14 protein-coding genes are annotated in these 15,663 nt (G+C 64.8%); 8 read left to right on the top strand and 6 right to left on the bottom strand.

What is annotated here, in order from left to right:
• Positions 1-170 precede the first annotated feature (170 nt).
• The 6 genes from livH (at position 171) to ACYUME_RS06210 (ending at position 6,438) form a co-directional block, all read left to right on the top strand.
• Positions 171-1,094: a high-affinity branched-chain amino acid ABC transporter permease LivH gene (gene livH, locus ACYUME_RS06235; protein ID WP_046854487.1), complete on the top strand. Its 924-nt coding sequence runs from the start codon at positions 171-173 to the stop codon at positions 1,092-1,094.
• Entirely contained in the window at positions 1,091-2,347 is a 1,257-nt protein-coding gene (locus ACYUME_RS06230) for a high-affinity branched-chain amino acid ABC transporter permease LivM (protein ID WP_186735313.1), read from the top strand. The genes livH and ACYUME_RS06230 overlap by 4 nt, the downstream gene beginning before the upstream one ends.
• Positions 2,344-3,111: a high-affinity branched-chain amino acid ABC transporter ATP-binding protein LivG gene (livG, locus tag ACYUME_RS06225; RefSeq protein ID WP_084856089.1), complete on the top strand. Its 768-nt coding sequence runs from the start codon at positions 2,344-2,346 to the stop codon at positions 3,109-3,111. The genes ACYUME_RS06230 and livG overlap by 4 nt, the downstream gene beginning before the upstream one ends.
• Positions 3,112-3,813, top strand: coding sequence for an ABC transporter ATP-binding protein (locus tag ACYUME_RS06220; RefSeq protein ID WP_028692122.1), 702 nt, complete (start codon positions 3,112-3,114; stop codon positions 3,811-3,813).
• Positions 3,814-4,048: 235 nt separating this feature from the next.
• Positions 4,049-4,726 (top strand): COG3650 family protein, encoded by a 678-nt coding sequence (locus ACYUME_RS06215; RefSeq protein WP_460418334.1) that lies wholly within the window; start codon positions 4,049-4,051, stop codon positions 4,724-4,726.
• Positions 4,727-4,830: 104 nt separating this feature from the next.
• The gene (locus ACYUME_RS06210; protein WP_279887473.1) at positions 4,831-6,438 is read left to right on the top strand and encodes an NAD(P)/FAD-dependent oxidoreductase; all 1,608 of its coding nucleotides are present in this window, start codon (positions 4,831-4,833) and stop codon (positions 6,436-6,438) included.
• Between the two features lie 125 nt (positions 6,439-6,563).
• Here ACYUME_RS06210 and ACYUME_RS06205 read toward each other — a convergent pair whose 3' ends face one another.
• On the bottom strand, positions 6,564-7,028 hold the full coding sequence (locus ACYUME_RS06205) for an outer membrane lipoprotein (protein ID WP_023632818.1): 465 nt from the start codon (positions 7,026-7,028) through the stop codon (positions 6,564-6,566).
• Positions 7,029-7,175: 147 nt separating this feature from the next.
• Here ACYUME_RS06205 and ACYUME_RS06200 point away from each other — a divergent pair, with 147 nt between their 5' ends.
• Positions 7,176-7,406, top strand: a complete 231-nt coding sequence (locus ACYUME_RS06200) for a hypothetical protein (protein ID WP_279887475.1) — start codon at positions 7,176-7,178, stop codon at positions 7,404-7,406.
• Between the two features lie 111 nt (positions 7,407-7,517).
• On the opposite strand, the gene pdxH is transcribed toward ACYUME_RS06200, so the two are convergent.
• From pdxH to dinG, 5 genes are all read right to left on the bottom strand, one after another.
• Positions 7,518-8,165 (bottom strand): pyridoxamine 5'-phosphate oxidase, encoded by a 648-nt coding sequence (gene pdxH, locus ACYUME_RS06195; protein WP_460418333.1) that lies wholly within the window; start codon positions 8,163-8,165, stop codon positions 7,518-7,520.
• Between the two features lie 19 nt (positions 8,166-8,184).
• Positions 8,185-9,162: an OmpA family protein gene (locus ACYUME_RS06190; protein ID WP_279887479.1), complete on the bottom strand. Its 978-nt coding sequence runs from the start codon at positions 9,160-9,162 to the stop codon at positions 8,185-8,187.
• 99 nt (positions 9,163-9,261) lie between these two features.
• On the bottom strand, positions 9,262-10,407 hold the full coding sequence (locus ACYUME_RS06185) for a serine hydrolase domain-containing protein (RefSeq protein ID WP_460418332.1): 1,146 nt from the start codon (positions 10,405-10,407) through the stop codon (positions 9,262-9,264).
• 96 nt (positions 10,408-10,503) lie between these two features.
• Positions 10,504-12,732, bottom strand: a complete 2,229-nt coding sequence (locus tag ACYUME_RS06180; RefSeq protein WP_460418331.1) for a beta-galactosidase — start codon at positions 12,730-12,732, stop codon at positions 10,504-10,506.
• Positions 12,733-12,813: 81 nt separating this feature from the next.
• On the bottom strand, positions 12,814-14,958 hold the full coding sequence (gene dinG, locus ACYUME_RS06175; RefSeq protein ID WP_279887483.1) for an ATP-dependent DNA helicase DinG: 2,145 nt from the start codon (positions 14,956-14,958) through the stop codon (positions 12,814-12,816).
• Positions 14,959-15,056: 98 nt separating this feature from the next.
• Between dinG and ACYUME_RS06170 the strand changes: the two genes are divergently transcribed.
• A complete protein-coding gene (locus ACYUME_RS06170; protein ID WP_460418330.1) occupies positions 15,057-15,521 on the top strand; it encodes a CopD family protein in 465 nt (154 codons plus the stop codon).
• Positions 15,522-15,663: the final 142 nt, after the last annotated feature.

Genomic DNA, 15,663 nt, shown 5'->3' with positions numbered 1-15,663 from the left:
ATGGACCTGATTCCCGCGATCCGGGAGTCGGTTCACCTGAAAATCTTAAAACCGTCACCCGCGGTTTCCTGGCAGTGCCCGCAAAAGATCACGTGGCGAAGACCGCGAGAACATGGGCCGGGGCCATCCCCCACCAGTGAAATGCAAATCAGGTTTTTAGGAGCGCTGTAATGCCTGAGATCTACCACTTCCTACAACAACTGGTTAACGGATTGACCATCGGCAGTACCTACGCGCTGATCGCCATCGGTTACACGATGGTGTACGGCATCATCGGCATGATCAACTTCGCCCATGGCGAGGTGTACATGATCGGTTCCTACGTGGCCTTCATCGCCCTCGCCGGGCTGGCCATGATGGGCATCCACTCGTTGCCGATCCTGATGACCGTGGCCTTCGTCGCCACGATCTGCGTCACCAGTGCCTACGGCTACAGCATCGAACGGGTCGCCTACCGGCCGCTGCGCAACAGCAACCGGCTGATCCCGCTGATCTCCGCCATCGGCATGTCGATCTTCCTGCAGAACACTGTCCTGCTCTCGCAGGACTCGAAAGACAAGTCCATCCCCAACCTGATCCCCGGCAGCTTCTCGTTCGGCCCGGGCGGCGCTGAGGAAGTACTGGTCTCGTACATGCAGATCCTGGTGTTCGTGGTGACCCTCGTCGCCATGACCTGCCTGACCCTGTTCATCTCCCGTTCCCGCCTGGGCCGCGCCTGCCGCGCCTGCGCCGAGGACATCAAGATGGCCAACCTGCTGGGCATCAACACCAACAACATCATCGCCCTGACCTTCGTCATCGGCGCCGCGCTGGCGGCGGTGGCGGCCGTGCTGCTGAGCATGCAGTACGGGGTGATCAACCCCAACGCCGGTTTCCTGGTGGGCCTGAAGGCCTTCACCGCGGCGGTACTGGGCGGCATCGGCAGCATCCCGGGCGCCATGCTCGGCGGGCTGGTGCTGGGCGTGGCCGAAGCGTTCGGCGCCGACATCTTCGGCGACCAGTACAAGGACGTGGTGGCATTCGGTCTTTTGGTTCTTGTCCTGCTGTTCCGGCCGACCGGCATCCTGGGCCGCCCGGAGGTTGAAAAAGTATGAACAGAAATCTCAAACAGGCGTTCTTCAGCGCCTTGCTGGTCTGGGCCGTGGCCTTCCCGGTGCTGGGCCTGAAACTCAGCATCGACGGCATCAGCCTGATCGTGCACAGCCAGGGCTCGTTCACCATCAGCATCATCGCCGCGTGCTCGGTGCTGATGTTCCTGCGCGTATTGTTCGACAAGCAGTGGAGCGCGGTGATGGGCCGCCGCTCGGAGCGCAAGCTGGTACCACCTTCGGTGACCAACTTCCTCACCCTGCCGAAGACCCAGCGCTGGGTCATCATGGGGCTGATCGTGGCGGCGCTGATCTGGCCGTTCTTCGGCTCGCGCGGCGCGGTCGACATCGCCACGCTGATCCTGATCTACGTGTTGCTGGGCCTGGGCCTGAACATCGTGGTCGGCCTGGCGGGCCTGCTCGACCTGGGTTACGTCGGTTTCTACGCCGTCGGCGCCTACAGCTATGCGATGCTCTCGCACTACCTGGGCTGGAGCTTCTGGGTGTGCCTGCCGATCGCCGGCCTGATGGCCGCCACCTTCGGTTTCCTGCTCGGTTTCCCGGTGCTGCGCCTGCGCGGCGACTACCTGGCGATCGTGACCCTGGGCTTCGGCGAGATCATTCGCCTGTTCCTGCGCAACCTCACCGACTGGACCGGCGGCCCCAACGGCATCAGCAACATCCCCAAGCCTGAGTTCTTCGGCCTGACCTTCGAACGTAAAGCTGCCGAAGGGATGCAGACCTTCCACGAGTTCTTCGGGCTGGAATACAACTCGATCAACAAGGTGATCTTCCTCTACCTGGTGGCCCTGCTGCTGGCACTGCTGGCGCTGTTCGTCATCAACCGCCTGCTGCGCATGCCGATCGGGCGTGCCTGGGAAGCGCTGCGTGAAGACGAGATCGCCTGCCGCGCGCTGGGCCTGAACCCCACCGTGATCAAGCTCTCGGCGTTCACCCTGGGCGCCTGCTTCGCCGGTTTCGCCGGCAGCTTCTTCGCCGCCCGCCAGGGCCTGGTGACACCGGAGTCGTTCACCTTCATCGAGTCGGCGATCATCCTCGCCATCGTCGTGCTGGGTGGCATGGGTTCGCAGCTGGGCGTGATCCTCGCGGCCATCGTGATGATCCTGCTGCCGGAGATGATGCGTGAGTTCAGCGAATACCGGATGCTGATGTTCGGTGCGCTGATGGTGTTGATGATGATCTGGCGTCCGCAGGGCCTGCTGCCCATGCAACGTCCGCACATGGAGCTGCCTCGATGAGCCGCGAAATTCTGCAAGTCAGCGGCCTGAGCATGCGCTTCGGCGGCTTGTTGGCGGTCAACGGCGTGGGCCTGACCGTCAAGGAAAAACAGGTGGTGGCATTGATCGGCCCGAACGGCGCCGGCAAGACCACCGTGTTCAACTGCCTCACCGGCTTCTACAAGCCCAGCGGCGGCACCATCCTGCTCGACGGCCAGCCGATCCAGGGCCTGGCCGGCCATCAGATCGCCCGCAAGGGCGTGGTGCGGACCTTCCAGAACGTGCGCCTGTTCAAGGAAATGACCGCGCTGGAAAACCTGCTGATCGCCCAGCACCGCCACCTGAACACCAACTTCTTCGCCGGCCTGTTCAAGACCCCGAGCTTCCGCCGCAGCGAGAAGGAGGCCATGGAGCGCGCGCAGTACTGGCTGGAGAAGGTCAACCTGACCGAGTTCGCCAACCGTACCGCCGGCACCCTCGCCTACGGCCAGCAACGGCGCCTGGAAATCGCCCGCTGCATGATGACCCAACCGCGGATCATCATGCTCGACGAACCGGCCGCCGGCCTCAACCCCAAGGAGACCGAGGACCTCAAGGCCCTCATCGCCTACCTGCGCGAATCCCACAACGTGACCGTGCTGCTGATCGAGCACGACATGAAGCTGGTGATGAGCATTTCCGACCACATCGTGGTGATCAACCAGGGCACGCCCCTGGCCGATGGCACGCCGGAAGAGATTCGCGGCAACCCTGATGTGATCAAGGCCTACCTGGGGGAGGCGTAAATGCTGAAGTTCGAGAACGTTTCCACCTTCTACGGCAAGATCCAGGCGCTGCACAGCGTCAACGTGGAGATCAACCAGGGCGAGATCGTCACCCTGATCGGCGCCAACGGTGCCGGCAAGTCGACCCTGCTGATGACCCTCTGCGGCTCGCCCCAGGCAAGCAGCGGCAGCATCAAGTACCTGGGCGAGGAGCTGGTCGGCCAGCCGTCCTCGCACATCATGCGCAAGAGCATCGCGGTGGTGCCGGAAGGCCGTCGCGTGTTCTCGCGCCTGACCGTCGAGGAAAACCTGGCCATGGGCGGTTTCTTCACCGACAAGGGCGACTACCAGGAACAGCTGGACAAGGTCCTGCAGCTGTTCCCGCGCCTGAAGGAGCGCTACATCCAGCGTGGCGGCACCATGTCCGGCGGCGAGCAGCAGATGTTGGCGATCGGCCGGGCGCTGATGAGCAAGCCCAAGCTGCTGCTGCTCGACGAGCCGTCGCTGGGTCTGGCGCCGATCATCATCCAGCAGATCTTCGACATCATCGAACAGCTGCGCCGCGATGGCGTGACGGTGTTCCTGGTGGAGCAGAATGCCAACCAGGCGCTGAAGATCGCCGACCGCGCGTATGTGCTGGAGAACGGCAAGGTGGTGATGCAGGGCACCGGTGAAGCGTTGCTGACCGACCCGAAGGTACGCGACGCGTATCTGGGGGGGTGAATGATCAAAGGGCCTTCGCAAGGCCCTTTTTTCTGCCTGCAAGGAATATATCGCCTATGCCGGCCTCTTCGCGGGTAAACCCGCTCCCACAGGTACATCACTGCATACAAGGGTGGTGGTGAACCTGTGGGAGCGGGTTTACCCGCGAAAGGACCGACACACGGCCCACTTGTGATCAGCGCCCAGCCTGGGTACCGTGGCCCGTTATTGTGCAAAGTCTCCCGGAGCCCGCCCCATGCGCCTCACCCCTTCCCTGCTGCTCACCGCCTTGCTGCCCCTGTTCGCCGGCTGCCAGATGCTGGCCGAAAAACCAGCCGATCCGAACTTCGGCACCACCCGCATGCAGGGCGAACTGAGCGCGGCCGGCGGACACTTGCTGTTCAAACCCTGCAGCGAAAGCCGTCGCTTCATCGTCAACGACGTGGCGGCCACCGGCATCCTGCAAGAGGCGGCAACCCTTGCCGAAGATGCCGGCGACAAGCTGTTCGCCGACGTCCGCGGCCGCCTGACTGGCAGCAAGCAGGCCAGCACCGATGGCCAGCTCGACGTGACCCGCCTGTACCGCCTCGAGTCCTCCGAATACAGCGGCTGCGAAGACCCCAACTTCAAGCAGCTGACCCTGCGTGCCGGCGGCCATGAGCCAGACTGGGACATCAAGGCCAGCGGCAAGGGCATGGTGCTCAACCGCGTCGGCCAGGAGCCACTGCCACTGCCCTACCTGGAAGAGGAAATCCCCGGCGGCGGCCTGAGCCTGTCCAGCGAAGCCAACGGCCAGCGCGTCGAGCTGTGGGTCGCGCCGCAGCGCTGCGTCGACGGCGCCACCGGTGCCATCCGCCACCTCAAGGCCGAGCTGCGCATCGACGGCAAGACCCTGCAAGGCTGCGCCTACTACGGCGGCGCCCGCGACCTCTGATCGCCAGGCGCTTTTATCCTGCCAGTCGGGGCGGCTAACAGCTTATACTTGGCGGTTTGTGTAAAGCCGCCGGCCGCCCCATGGCCGGGATACTGGACCCTGCCATGCTACGAATCACCGAACTGAAGCTGCCCCTGGACCACTCCGACGACGAGCTGCGCGCCGCCATCGTCCAGCGCCTGGGCATCAGCGATGAGCAACTGCTCGGTTTCACCCTGTTCAAGCGCAGCTACGACGCGCGCAAGAAGAACAGCGAAATGCTGTTCATCTACACCATCGACCTCGAAACCAGCAACGAAGACGAACTGCTGCGCCGCTTCGAGGACGACGGCAAGATCAGCGTCGCCCCGGATGTCAGCTACAAGTTCGTGGGGCAGGCACCGGCCGATCTGCGCGAGCGCCCGATCGTGGTCGGCTTCGGCCCCTGCGGCATCTTCGCAGGGTTGCTGCTGGCGCAAATGGGCTTCAAGCCGATCGTGCTCGAGCGCGGCAAGGAAGTGCGCCAGCGCACCAAGGACACCTGGGGCCTGTGGCGCAAGAGCGTGCTCAACCCTGAATCCAACGTGCAGTTCGGCGAAGGCGGTGCCGGCACCTTCTCCGACGGCAAGCTGTACAGCCAGATCAAGGACCCGCACCACCACGGCCGCAAGGTACTGGAAGAGTTCGTCAAGGCCGGCGCGCCGGACGAGATCCTCTACATCAACAAGCCGCACATCGGCACCTTCCGCCTGACCAGCATGGTCGAGAAGATGCGCGAAGAGATCATCGCCCTGGGCGGCGAAGTGCGCTTCGAGCAAAAGGTCAGCGATCTGCTTGTCGATGGCGAACAGCTCACCGGCGTGGTGCTCGGCAGCGGCGAGCAGCTGCAATCGCGGCATGTGGTGCTGGCCCTGGGGCACAGCGCCCGCGACACCTTCCGCATGCTCCACGCCAAGGGCGTGTTCATGGAGGCCAAGCCATTCTCGGTCGGTTTCCGCATCGAGCACCCACAGTCGCTGATCGACAAGGCGCGCCTGGGCAAGTACGCCGGTCACCCGAAACTCGGCGCCGCCGACTACAAGCTGGTGCACCACGCCAAGAACGGCCGCTCGGTGTACAGCTTCTGCATGTGTCCCGGCGGCACCGTGGTCGCCGCCACCAGCGAGCCGGGCCGCGTGGTCACCAACGGCATGAGCCAGTACTCGCGCAACGAGCGCAACGCCAACTCCGGGATCGTCGTCGGCATCGACCCCGAGCGCGACTACCCGGGTGGCCCGCTGGCCGGCATCGAGCTGCAGGAGCGCCTGGAGGCCCATGCCTATGTGATGGGTGGCAGCAACTACCAGGCACCCGCGCAACTGGTCGGCGACTTCGTTGCGGGGCGCCCTTCCACCGCGCTGGGCAGCGTCGAGCCATCCTACAAGCCGGGGGTCACCCTGGGTGACCTGGCACCGAGCCTGCCGGACTTCGCCATCGAGGCTATCCGTGAGGCGCTGCCGGCCTTCGACCGCCAGATCAAGGGCTACAACCTGCACGATGCGGTGCTGACCGGGATCGAGACCCGCACCTCGTCGCCGCTGCGCATCACCCGTGACGCCAGCTTCCAGAGCCTCAACCTCAAGGGCCTGTTCCCGGCGGGAGAAGGTGCGGGCTATGCTGGCGGCATTCTTTCGGCCGGCGTGGATGGCATCCGTATCGCCGAAGCGGTAGCGAAGGACATGCTCGGCCTGTAAGCCTTTTCGCGGGGCAAGCCCGCTCCCACAATCGTGGGAGCGGGCTTGCCCCGCGATAGCGCAGGTACAGGCAAAAGAAAACCCCGAACAGGCCAGGCCCGTTCGGGGTTTCTTTTGTACGGCGATCAGTGAGTGACGCGGCTGGTGCCATCGACAGTCATGATGCGCACGCGCTCGCCGACACGGAAGATCTCGTTCTGCTGCACTTGCTGCACGTAGGCACGCATGCTGCCGTCGTCTTCACGCACGGTGATCTCGACGCCCTGGGTGCGGGTCAGGCCCTCTTCGGCGGCGGAACCTGCCAGGCCACCGGCCACGGCACCGATCACCGCGGCGACGATGCTGCCACGGCCACCACCGACGGCGCTGCCGGCGACACCACCGACAATGGCGCCGGCGCCACCGCCGATCGGCGTCTTGGTGCCTTCGATCTTCACCGGACGCAGGGATTCGATGGTGCCCATGCGCACGGTCTGCACGCGGCGGGCCTCATCACGAGAGTAGCTGTCGCCGGTCAGCGACGACTGGCAGCCGCCCAGCAGCAGCGACACGGTGGTGAAGCTGGCCAGCAGCAAAGCGGATTTACGCATGGGGTCAATCTCCATAAGACAGGTGTCCATTAGACTCCGCACCTTGACAAGTGTCACGGCGCATTCGTTATAAAATTGTTTTCATTCAGCCCTGGTACAGCCAATGCCGACTGCCTGGCGGGCTTTCACGTGAGACCAAGGATAGCCATGGATTACTTCATCGTCGTCGTGGTGACTATCGCCGGCCTGTATTTTCACGGGTGGCTGTATGTGCGCATGCGTCGCTGGATGGACCGGGACCTGGCGCTGTCACTGGCCGGTGAGGATCCGGCGAAGCGCGATTTCATGCTCAAGGCGCTGGAGCGGGCACGGGGGGAGAAGGTGCGGCGCAAGGAGTTGGCGGCATGGCTGGAGCGGGAAGCGGCAGGTTATCGGTAATGCTGGGGCTGCTTTGCAGCCCATCGCGACACAAGGCCGCTCCTACAGGGGTCACGCGGTTCCTGTAGGAGCGGCCTTGTGTCGCGATGGGCCGCGAAGCGGCCCCGGATATCAGGGCGCCAGGCGCTCGCGCAGCCACTGGCCATCGACCAGCCGGTAGTTCAGGCGGTCATGCAAGCGACTGGCCCGCCCCTGCCAGAACTCGACACGCTGCGGCACCAGGCGATAACCGCCCCAGTGCTCAGGGCAATGGGGTTGCGTATCGGAAAAGCGCGCCTCGGTGGCCTTGACCAGCCCCTCCAGTTCCTCACGGTCGGCAATCACCCGGCTCTGCGGCGACGCCCAGGCCCCCAGCCGGCTGCCCAGCGGACGAACCTGGTAGTAGTCGTCCGACTCCTTGGCCGTGACCTTTTCCACCCGTCCCTCGATACGCACCTGGCGCTCCAGCGCCGGCCAGAAGAAGGTCATCGCGGCGAAGGGATTGGCCGCGATGTGCTGGCCCTTGGCGCTTTCGTAGTTGGTGAAAAAGGTGAACCCGCGCGCATCGAGGGCCTTGAGCAACAGCACCCGGCAATGCGGGCGACCATCGGCATCGACGGTCGCCAGGGTCATGGCGTTGGCTTCCACCGGCAGCTGCTCGGTCTTCACCGCGTCAGCGAACCATTGGTGGAACAGCGCGAACGGCTCTCCCGGGGCCTGGGCTTCGGCCAGGCCATCACGGGTGTAGTCGCGGCGCATATCGGCCAGGGATTGGGTCATGACTGCGTTTCCTTGACGATCAGTTGGTCTTCGCAGGGCTGTTGGCGGCGACTTTCTTGTCGGTGCTGGTCTTCTTCGCGGCCGGCTTGGCCGCTGCGGGTTTTTTCTTCGCGGCGGCGGTGGCCTTGGCCGGGGCCTTGGCTTTGGCGGCCGGTTTCTTCGCGGCCGGCTTGGCGGCGGCCTTGGCGGCTGGCTTGGCCGCTGGAGCCTTGACGTCCTGGGTGGCTACCATCGGCGTCGGAACCGGCGCCGGTGCCGCCTGCTGGTACTTGGCCAGCAACGCGATCATGGTGTTCTGCGGGGTCAGCAGCAGCTCGACACGGCGGTTCAAGGCGCGACCCTCGGCGCTGTCGTTGGCGGCACGTGGCATCACCGAGCCCATGCCCTTGAGCATCAGCCGGTCACGCTGCAGGCCACTGAGACGGAAAATGGCCGACACCGAGGCGGCACGCTCGAGGCTGAGCTTCTGGTTGGCGGCGGTGGCACCGCTGCTGTCGGCATGGCCGAGGACCAGCACGGCAGTCTTGGTGTCGGTCTCGACGACCTTGGCGACCTGGGTGATCGGGCCGAGGGTCACCGGCAGCAGCATGTTCGGACGATCCGGGTTGTAGGAGCTGTCCACCGGAATGGTCACCGCCAGCACATCCTCGCGGCGCTCCAGCTCGAACTTGCTGCCCTTGATGGCTTCGCGCACCTTGGGTTCGTACTGGTCGAGCCAGGCCTGGGTGGCCTTCTGGTCGATCTTCGGCACCGCCGCGACCTTGTCCTTCTTCTCGTCCGTGCCGAACGGCCACCACCAGCGGCTGCTGCTCTCGGACTTGGCGTCGGCCTTGGCGACGCTCTCGACGACGGCCTCCTTCACCTCCTGATCGGCAACCTTGTCCGAACCGAATGGCCACCAGTTCAGACCGGCGTCCTTGGAGCCATCCTGCGAGTGGCTGGCGCAACCGGTCATGGCCAGGCACAGGGCGAGTGCTAAGGTTTTATGTGAAGACATCAGCGATACACCATGAAATAGAAAGAAATTTTGCCCATACGCGTCAGGCGTTGGCATTGAGGATAGTCAAAGGGTCCGGGCAATACCCGCGTTACCCGATCAAAGGCAACTGCCAAGGACTCGCACCAGTTTCTGTGCGCGCGGATCCATCAGCACGTAGGGGCCAAGGGTATTGGTGACGAAGCCGAAGGCCACGTCATGCTCGGGGTCGGCGAAGCCGACCGAGCCTCCCGCGCCGGGATGGCCGAATGCCCGGCTTCCCAGACCGAAGGTGGCATTGGCCACTTGTGGCTGGTCGAGCATGCAGCCCAGGCCGAAGCGGGTCTGGGTCAGCAGCGTGCGATCCTGGCCGAGGCTGTGCTCGCGGGTCAGCTCGTCGAGCAGTTCGGATTCGAGCAGGCTGCCATCCAGCAGGCCGGCATAGAAACCCGCCAGGCTGCGGGCGTTGCCGTGGCCATTGGCCGCCGGCTGCTGCATGCGCCGCCATTCGGGCTTGTTGGTGCTGGTGAGGATCGCCGGTGGGTTGGTGAAGGCTCGGGTGGACAAGGCCTCGGGCTCGCGCATCGTGACCTGCAGCAGGCGCTGGGCCGCGGCATCGCCGGGATTGCCCTTGCCACGGGCGATGTGCGCCACGCGATGGAATTCTTCGTCGGCCAGGCCGACATGGAAATCCAGCCCCAATGGCCGGGCGGTCCGGGCCACGATCGACTCTCCCGGGCCACGCCCATCGGCGCGACGGATCAGCTCACCGATCAGCCAGCCATAGGTGATCGCCGCATAGCCGTGTTCGCTGCCGGGTGTCCACCAGGGCGCCTCGGCGGCCAGGGCGTCGACCATGGCCTGCCAGTCGTACAGCGCCTCGGCCGGCAGCAGTTCACGGATGGCCGGCAGGCCGGCGCGGTGGCTGAGCAACTGGCGCAGGGTGACCTGCTCCTTGCCGGCCTGGGCGAATTCGGGCCAGTAGCGCGCAACCGGGGCATCGAGGGCCAGCTTGCCCTCGCCCACCAGTTGCAGGGCGGTAACGGCGGTGAAGGTCTTGGTGCAGGAGAACAGGTTGGCGATGGTATCGCTGTGCCAGGCTTCGCGCCCATCCTTGTCGGCGCTGCCGGCCCACAGATCGACCACGGTTTGCCCGCCGACCTGGATGCACAGCGCCGCGCCACGCTCCTGGGGATCCTCGAACAGCGCGGCGAAGGCATCGCGCACCGCCTCGAACTTCAGCTCATAGTGACCCTGGATCTGCACCCGACTACCTCTCTGCACGGCCTGCTTTGCAAAAGCGTGCATTGTTCCAGTAGTTGGTCGATTTGCCTACTGAATATGGCTGGGTGGTTACCACCATCACGGCGCCGGCTTCTCCAGTTGGGCACGCAATTGCCCGAGCAGCTGCAGGTTGCTGCGGCGCACCGCCTCGACGAATCCTGCATAGGGCACATCAGTGATGGCCACCAGCCCCAGGTGCCCGTTCTCGCCATCGAGCAGCCGACCGCTGGCCGGCTGGTCAAGGTACTGGAACCAGTGCGCGCCAACGATCATCGGCTGGGCCAGGGCGGCCTTGAGGAAGCGGGCATAGGCCGGACCACGATCCTCCTCGCGCGCCACTTCCAGCGGGCCGGGCCAGAACGGGCCGCGGTCACGGGAGCCGAACTGGAATTCCGAGACCAACACCGGCTTGTCCAGCTCGGCCAACCTGGCGAAGTCGTAGCCATCCTCAGGCTTGAGGGTGTAGAAGTTGAAGCTCAGCACATCGCAGAATTGGGCACAGGCCTTGACCGCCTCGGGCGTGCTGAGCGCATAGCGCCCGCCCAGCAGCAGATGGTTGGGCGCGTGCCATTTCAATGCATCGGAGATGGTCTTGAAGTAGGTTTCGGCGAACACCTGCTGGAAATACTGGTAGTCGCGTTCGATCTCCGGATGCTCAGGGTTGGGCAATGGCGCCTCGAACCCAGGATCCTCCATCAGCTCCCAGGCCGTCAGCTCGATGCCCCAGGCCTTGGACAGCCCTTCCTGGTTGCGGTACTTGTCGCGCAGCTGTTTGAGAAAAGCGCGCTTGGCTGGCACATCGGTGGTCAGGCGCAGGGTGCCGTAGGCCAGGCCGTAGCGTGCCTTGGGATCATCGCCGGGCGCGGCCCAGGCCAGTTCGTTGTCGGCGAAGTAGCCGATCAACCAAGGGTCGTCGCGATGATCACGGGCGGCGATGGCCACGGCACGTTCGGTGGCCATGGCAAAACGCGGGTCGAACGGGTCGGGCATGCGGCCCCACCAGTCCATGCCGGTGCTGATGCTGGCGTAGTCGCCGACGATCGACAGTGGCAGGGTGTACGGCAGGCGCTTGGCCTGGCCGAGCGTTGGATCGCTCCAGTTGCCGAGGGTATTGAAGCCCCAGGCCTGCAAACGGTCGAGGCTGTGGCCTTGCCAGCGCTGCGCGTCCAGCGCCAGTGGCGGGCAGGTCGGTGTCCCGTCGACCTCGGCACAGGGCGCGCCATAGGTACGCTGAAGGTTGGCGGCATAGAAGTCGAACCAGCGTCCCTGCTTGTAGTTGCGCCCCTTGGAAGAGGCATTGCCGTCATCGTTATTGCCTTCGCCGTAATAAGCGCTCAATGCATCCTGTTGGCCCGGCAGGGCATCGAACATGCTTTCGCGGCCAGCGACATAAGTACGCCCACCGTCGGCGGCGACGGCATTCACCCCGAGCGAGTAGAACGGGTGTCCGTCAGGCGTCACCAGGTACCAGCGGCCTTCTCGCTTTTCGGTGCGGAAGAAGCCTTTGGCCTCGAACGCCGGCCCTGCAAGCAAGCCACCATAGGTGTCCAGCTTCAGCTTGTCGCGTTCAGCCTGCCAGACCTTGAGTTGCGCTTGCTCGCGGGTATCGGCGGCCTTGAGCTGGTCGTCACTGACGATTCGCTCGGGCCAGCGACCACGGGTGGACTGGCCGTAGCCATCGATCAGTCCGCTGTAGGCGGCCTTGAGAGCCTGGTCGTCATCCTGCAGGCCGACTTTCTCAATCAGCAGGCTCTGCGCCACCTTGGGGCTGGGGATCGAAAGGCTGACGGACGTGATCTGCGCCAGGTCGGCAGCCCCTTCGCTGCTGGTCAGCAACAGGCGCTGTCCCTCGAAGGTCCAGGGCATCGGCGGCCCGGCGCGCATGCCCTGGCTCAATGGCGAGCTGGCCTTGAGCGGAATCATCACGGTCTGCGCAGGCCCCGCCGGCAGGTCGATACGGCTGGTGAGCGTGCGCCCGTCACTGCTTTGCACCACCACATCGACGGTCAAGGCCCAGTCCATGCCGCTCTGCAGGCGCAAGGTCAGCGCCTGACCGGCGGACCAGTCCCACGCCCCGCTCTGCGGCGCGAGGCGCAGGGTCGGTCGAGCCACCGGATTGAATACTACCCTGCGCAGGACCTCGCCTTCGGCTGTCTGTTCCGCGTTGTACTGCGGCAGGCTGGCGTCCTGAGTGACCACGCTCACCACCGAAGCCGGGCGCACGAAGCTGAACAGCGTCTGTTGCCCGGCCAGCAAGGGCGCGCTGAACAACAGGGAGAACATGACAGGCAGGGTACGGCGGATCATAGGGCGGTAGCTCTCCTTCGGAGCCCGTCATGGGCTCGCGATCGAGTAATGGACAACGGGTCGGGCGTCTTGCTCCGGCAGTCAGCCGATTTCCCGCCGGAAGGGGGGTAGTGCGTTGAGAATAGCCTTGCCGTAGCGTTGAGTGACCAGGCGCCGGTCGAGCAAGGTGATGATGCCGCGATCCTGCTCGGTCCGCAGCAGGCGGCCACAGGCCTGGATCAGACGCAGCGAGGCATCGGGCACGGCGATCTCCATGAACGGGTTGCCGCCTCGGGCTTCGATCCACTCGGCCAGCGCGGCCTCGACCGGATCATCCGGCACCGCGAAGGGGATCTTGGCGATCACCACGTGTTCGCAATAGGCACCTGGCAGGTCGACCCCCTCGGCAAAGCTGGCGAGGCCGAACAGCACGCTGTGCTGGCCGTCATCGACCCGTGCCTTGTGCTTGTTCAGGGTTTCCTGCTTGGACAGGTTGCCCTGGATCAGCACCAGCTTGCGCCAGTCGCGGTCCAGGCCATCGAACACGTCCTGCATCTGCTTGCGCGAGGAGAACAACACCAGCGCGCCACGGGCCTCTTCGACGATGCTCGGCAGTTCACGGATGATCGCCGCGGTGTGCGCCGTCGCATCCCGCGGATCGGCACCCAGGTCGGGGACCCGCAACAGGCCGGCATCGCCATGCACGAACGGGCTGGGCACCACGCAGGTGACGGCGTCGCGCGGCAACCCCGAGCGCATGCGGAAGCGATCGAACTTGCCCAGGGCGGTGAGCGTCGCCGAGGTCACCAGGGCGCCGTGGGCGACGTTCCACAGGCTCTTGCGCAGCATCTCGGCGGCAAGAATGGGGCTGGCGTTGACTTCGATGTCGAACAGCGCACCGCTCTCGGCCAGGGTCAGCCAGCGCGCCATGGGCGGGTTGTCTTCGGGATCTTCGGCGGTAAAGGCGGTCCATAGCTCCCAGTTGCCCTGGGCACGGGTCACCAGGCTGCCGAACAACGGGTACCATTCCTCGGCCTGGTGGCTGGCGATGCCGATATTGTTCTCGCCGTCCATGCCTTCCTTGAGCAGGTCGGCCAGGCGCGTGAACAGGTCGTTGAGACGGGCGAAGCCTTTCTTGAGCTCGATGCCGACTTCGCGGATCTGCTCCGGCACCACGCCGCCCTCGAAGCGGTAGCGCGGACGGTCACGACCTTCCATATCCTCGCCGACGCGAAAATCCGCCACCTGCTCGCACAGGGTGAACATGAACTGTTGCTGGGTACGGACCTCCCGCGCCAGTTCCGGGACCTGCTCGATGTAACGCCCCAGGTCGCCGGGCAGCGGATGCTGGGCCAGCAGCTTGGTCAGGTTCTTGGCCGTCTGCTCCAGCCAGTCGGCGGTGGAGCGCAGGCGCGAATAGTGGGCGAAATGGCCGATGGCCTTGTCCGGCAGGTGGTGGCCTTCGTCGAACACGTACATCGTCTCGCGCGGGTCGGGCAGCACGGCACCGCCGCCCAGGGCGAGGTCGGCCAGGACCATGTCATGGTTGGTGACGATCACGTCGACCTTGCCCATGCCCTCGCGCGCCTTGTAGAAGACGCATTGCTGGAAATTCGGGCAATGCCTGCCGGTGCACTGGCTGTGGTCAGTGGTCAGGCGCGCCCAGTCCTGGTCTTCGATGCTTTCGGACCAGCTGTCGCGATCGCCATCCCAGCGGTTGCCGGCGAGCTTCTCGATCATGCTGTTGAACAGCTTCTGGCTGCGCTCGTCCACCTCGATGCGAAAGCCCTCTTCCTCGAACAGCTGGGCGGTGGCCGACTGGGCGTGGCCTTCCTGCAGCAGGATGTCGAGCTTGGACAGGCACAGGTAGCGGCCACGCCCCTTGGCCAGGGCGAAGCTGAAGTTGAGCCCGCTGTTGCGCATCAGGTCGGGCAGGTCCTTGAAGACGATCTGCTCCTGCAGCGCCACGGTCGCGGTGGCGATCACCAGGCGCTTGCCGGCGGCCTTGGCGGCGGGAATCGCGGCCAGGCTGTAGGCGACGGTCTTGCCGGTACCGGTACCGGCCTCGACCGCCACCACGGCAGGCTCGCCGGCACGGCGACCTTCGTCGTCGCAGGCGATGTCGCCGAGCACCTTGGCCACTTCGGCGATCATCAGGCGCTGGCCATAGCGTGGCTTGAGGCTTTTGGCTTCGAGGAAACGCGAATAGGCGCCCTGGATAGTGGCTTTGAGTTCGTTGCTGATCATGGTCTGCGGGCGCCCGGAGGGCTGGATATATTTTCAGTGTTTCGCATGGGCCGGCTATCATACCCCGCTATTGCCCTTTGTGCCGCATGGAGATCCGGATGCTCGCCTTTGCCCTGCCCTACACCTTGCATGTCCTGGCCGCCCTCGTCTGGGTCGGCGGGATGTTCTTCGCCTGGCTGATCCTGCGCCCGGCCGCGGTCGCCGCGCTGGAAGGGCCTGCGCGGCTGCGGTTGTGGGTGGAGGTTTTCCAGCGGTTCTTCAGATGGGTCTGGCTGGCGGTGGCGGTACTGGCTGTCAGCGGGGTCGGGATGATTCACCTGCGGTTTGCCGGGTTCGAAACGGCGCCCCGTTACGTGCAAGTGATGATTGGCGGGGGGATCGTCATGTTTGCGTTGTTCATGCGGATTCAGGCGTTGTTGTTGCCTGAGTTGCGCACGGCGGTGCAGGCTGAGGATTGGGCTGCGGGGGCCGGGGTGCTGGGGCGGATTCGGCGGATGGTGGGGGTCAATTTGTTGATTGGGGTGATGGTGGTGGGGGTGGCGAGTTCGCGGGTTTTGGTTTGAGGGGGGCGGCTTCGGCTTCGAGAGTGTGGGTTTTGATAGTTGTATGCGCATTCATTGGCGATGACGACGCATAGTCACCTTTCCGCCCTTACGGCGGGTCACTTTTTGTCAAACGCGACAAAAAGTAACCAAAAAACGCTGC

It is taken from the genome of Pseudomonas sp. microsymbiont 2 (genome assembly GCF_054788395.1).
This window is presented reverse-complemented; position numbering and strand designations above follow the sequence as displayed.

Coding starts and splice junctions, on each gene's coding strand:
- livH (WP_046854487.1), top strand. CDS start 171: ATGCCTGAGATCTACCACTTCCTACAACAACTGGTTAACGGATTGACC.
- ACYUME_RS06230 (WP_186735313.1), top strand. CDS start 1,091: ATGAACAGAAATCTCAAACAGGCGTTCTTCAGCGCCTTGCTGGTCTGG.
- livG (WP_084856089.1), top strand. CDS start 2,344: ATGAGCCGCGAAATTCTGCAAGTCAGCGGCCTGAGCATGCGCTTCGGC.
- ACYUME_RS06220 (WP_028692122.1), top strand. CDS start 3,112: ATGCTGAAGTTCGAGAACGTTTCCACCTTCTACGGCAAGATCCAGGCG.
- ACYUME_RS06215 (WP_460418334.1), top strand. CDS start 4,049: ATGCGCCTCACCCCTTCCCTGCTGCTCACCGCCTTGCTGCCCCTGTTC.
- ACYUME_RS06210 (WP_279887473.1), top strand. CDS start 4,831: ATGCTACGAATCACCGAACTGAAGCTGCCCCTGGACCACTCCGACGAC.
- ACYUME_RS06205 (WP_023632818.1), bottom strand. CDS start 7,028: ATGCGTAAATCCGCTTTGCTGCTGGCCAGCTTCACCACCGTGTCGCTG.
- ACYUME_RS06200 (WP_279887475.1), top strand. CDS start 7,176: ATGGATTACTTCATCGTCGTCGTGGTGACTATCGCCGGCCTGTATTTT.
- pdxH (WP_460418333.1), bottom strand. CDS start 8,165: ATGACCCAATCCCTGGCCGATATGCGCCGCGACTACACCCGTGATGGC.
- ACYUME_RS06190 (WP_279887479.1), bottom strand. CDS start 9,162: ATGTCTTCACATAAAACCTTAGCACTCGCCCTGTGCCTGGCCATGACC.
- ACYUME_RS06180 (WP_460418331.1), bottom strand. CDS start 12,732: ATGATCCGCCGTACCCTGCCTGTCATGTTCTCCCTGTTGTTCAGCGCG.
- dinG (WP_279887483.1), bottom strand. CDS start 14,958: ATGATCAGCAACGAACTCAAAGCCACTATCCAGGGCGCCTATTCGCGT.
- ACYUME_RS06170 (WP_460418330.1), top strand. CDS start 15,057: ATGCTCGCCTTTGCCCTGCCCTACACCTTGCATGTCCTGGCCGCCCTC.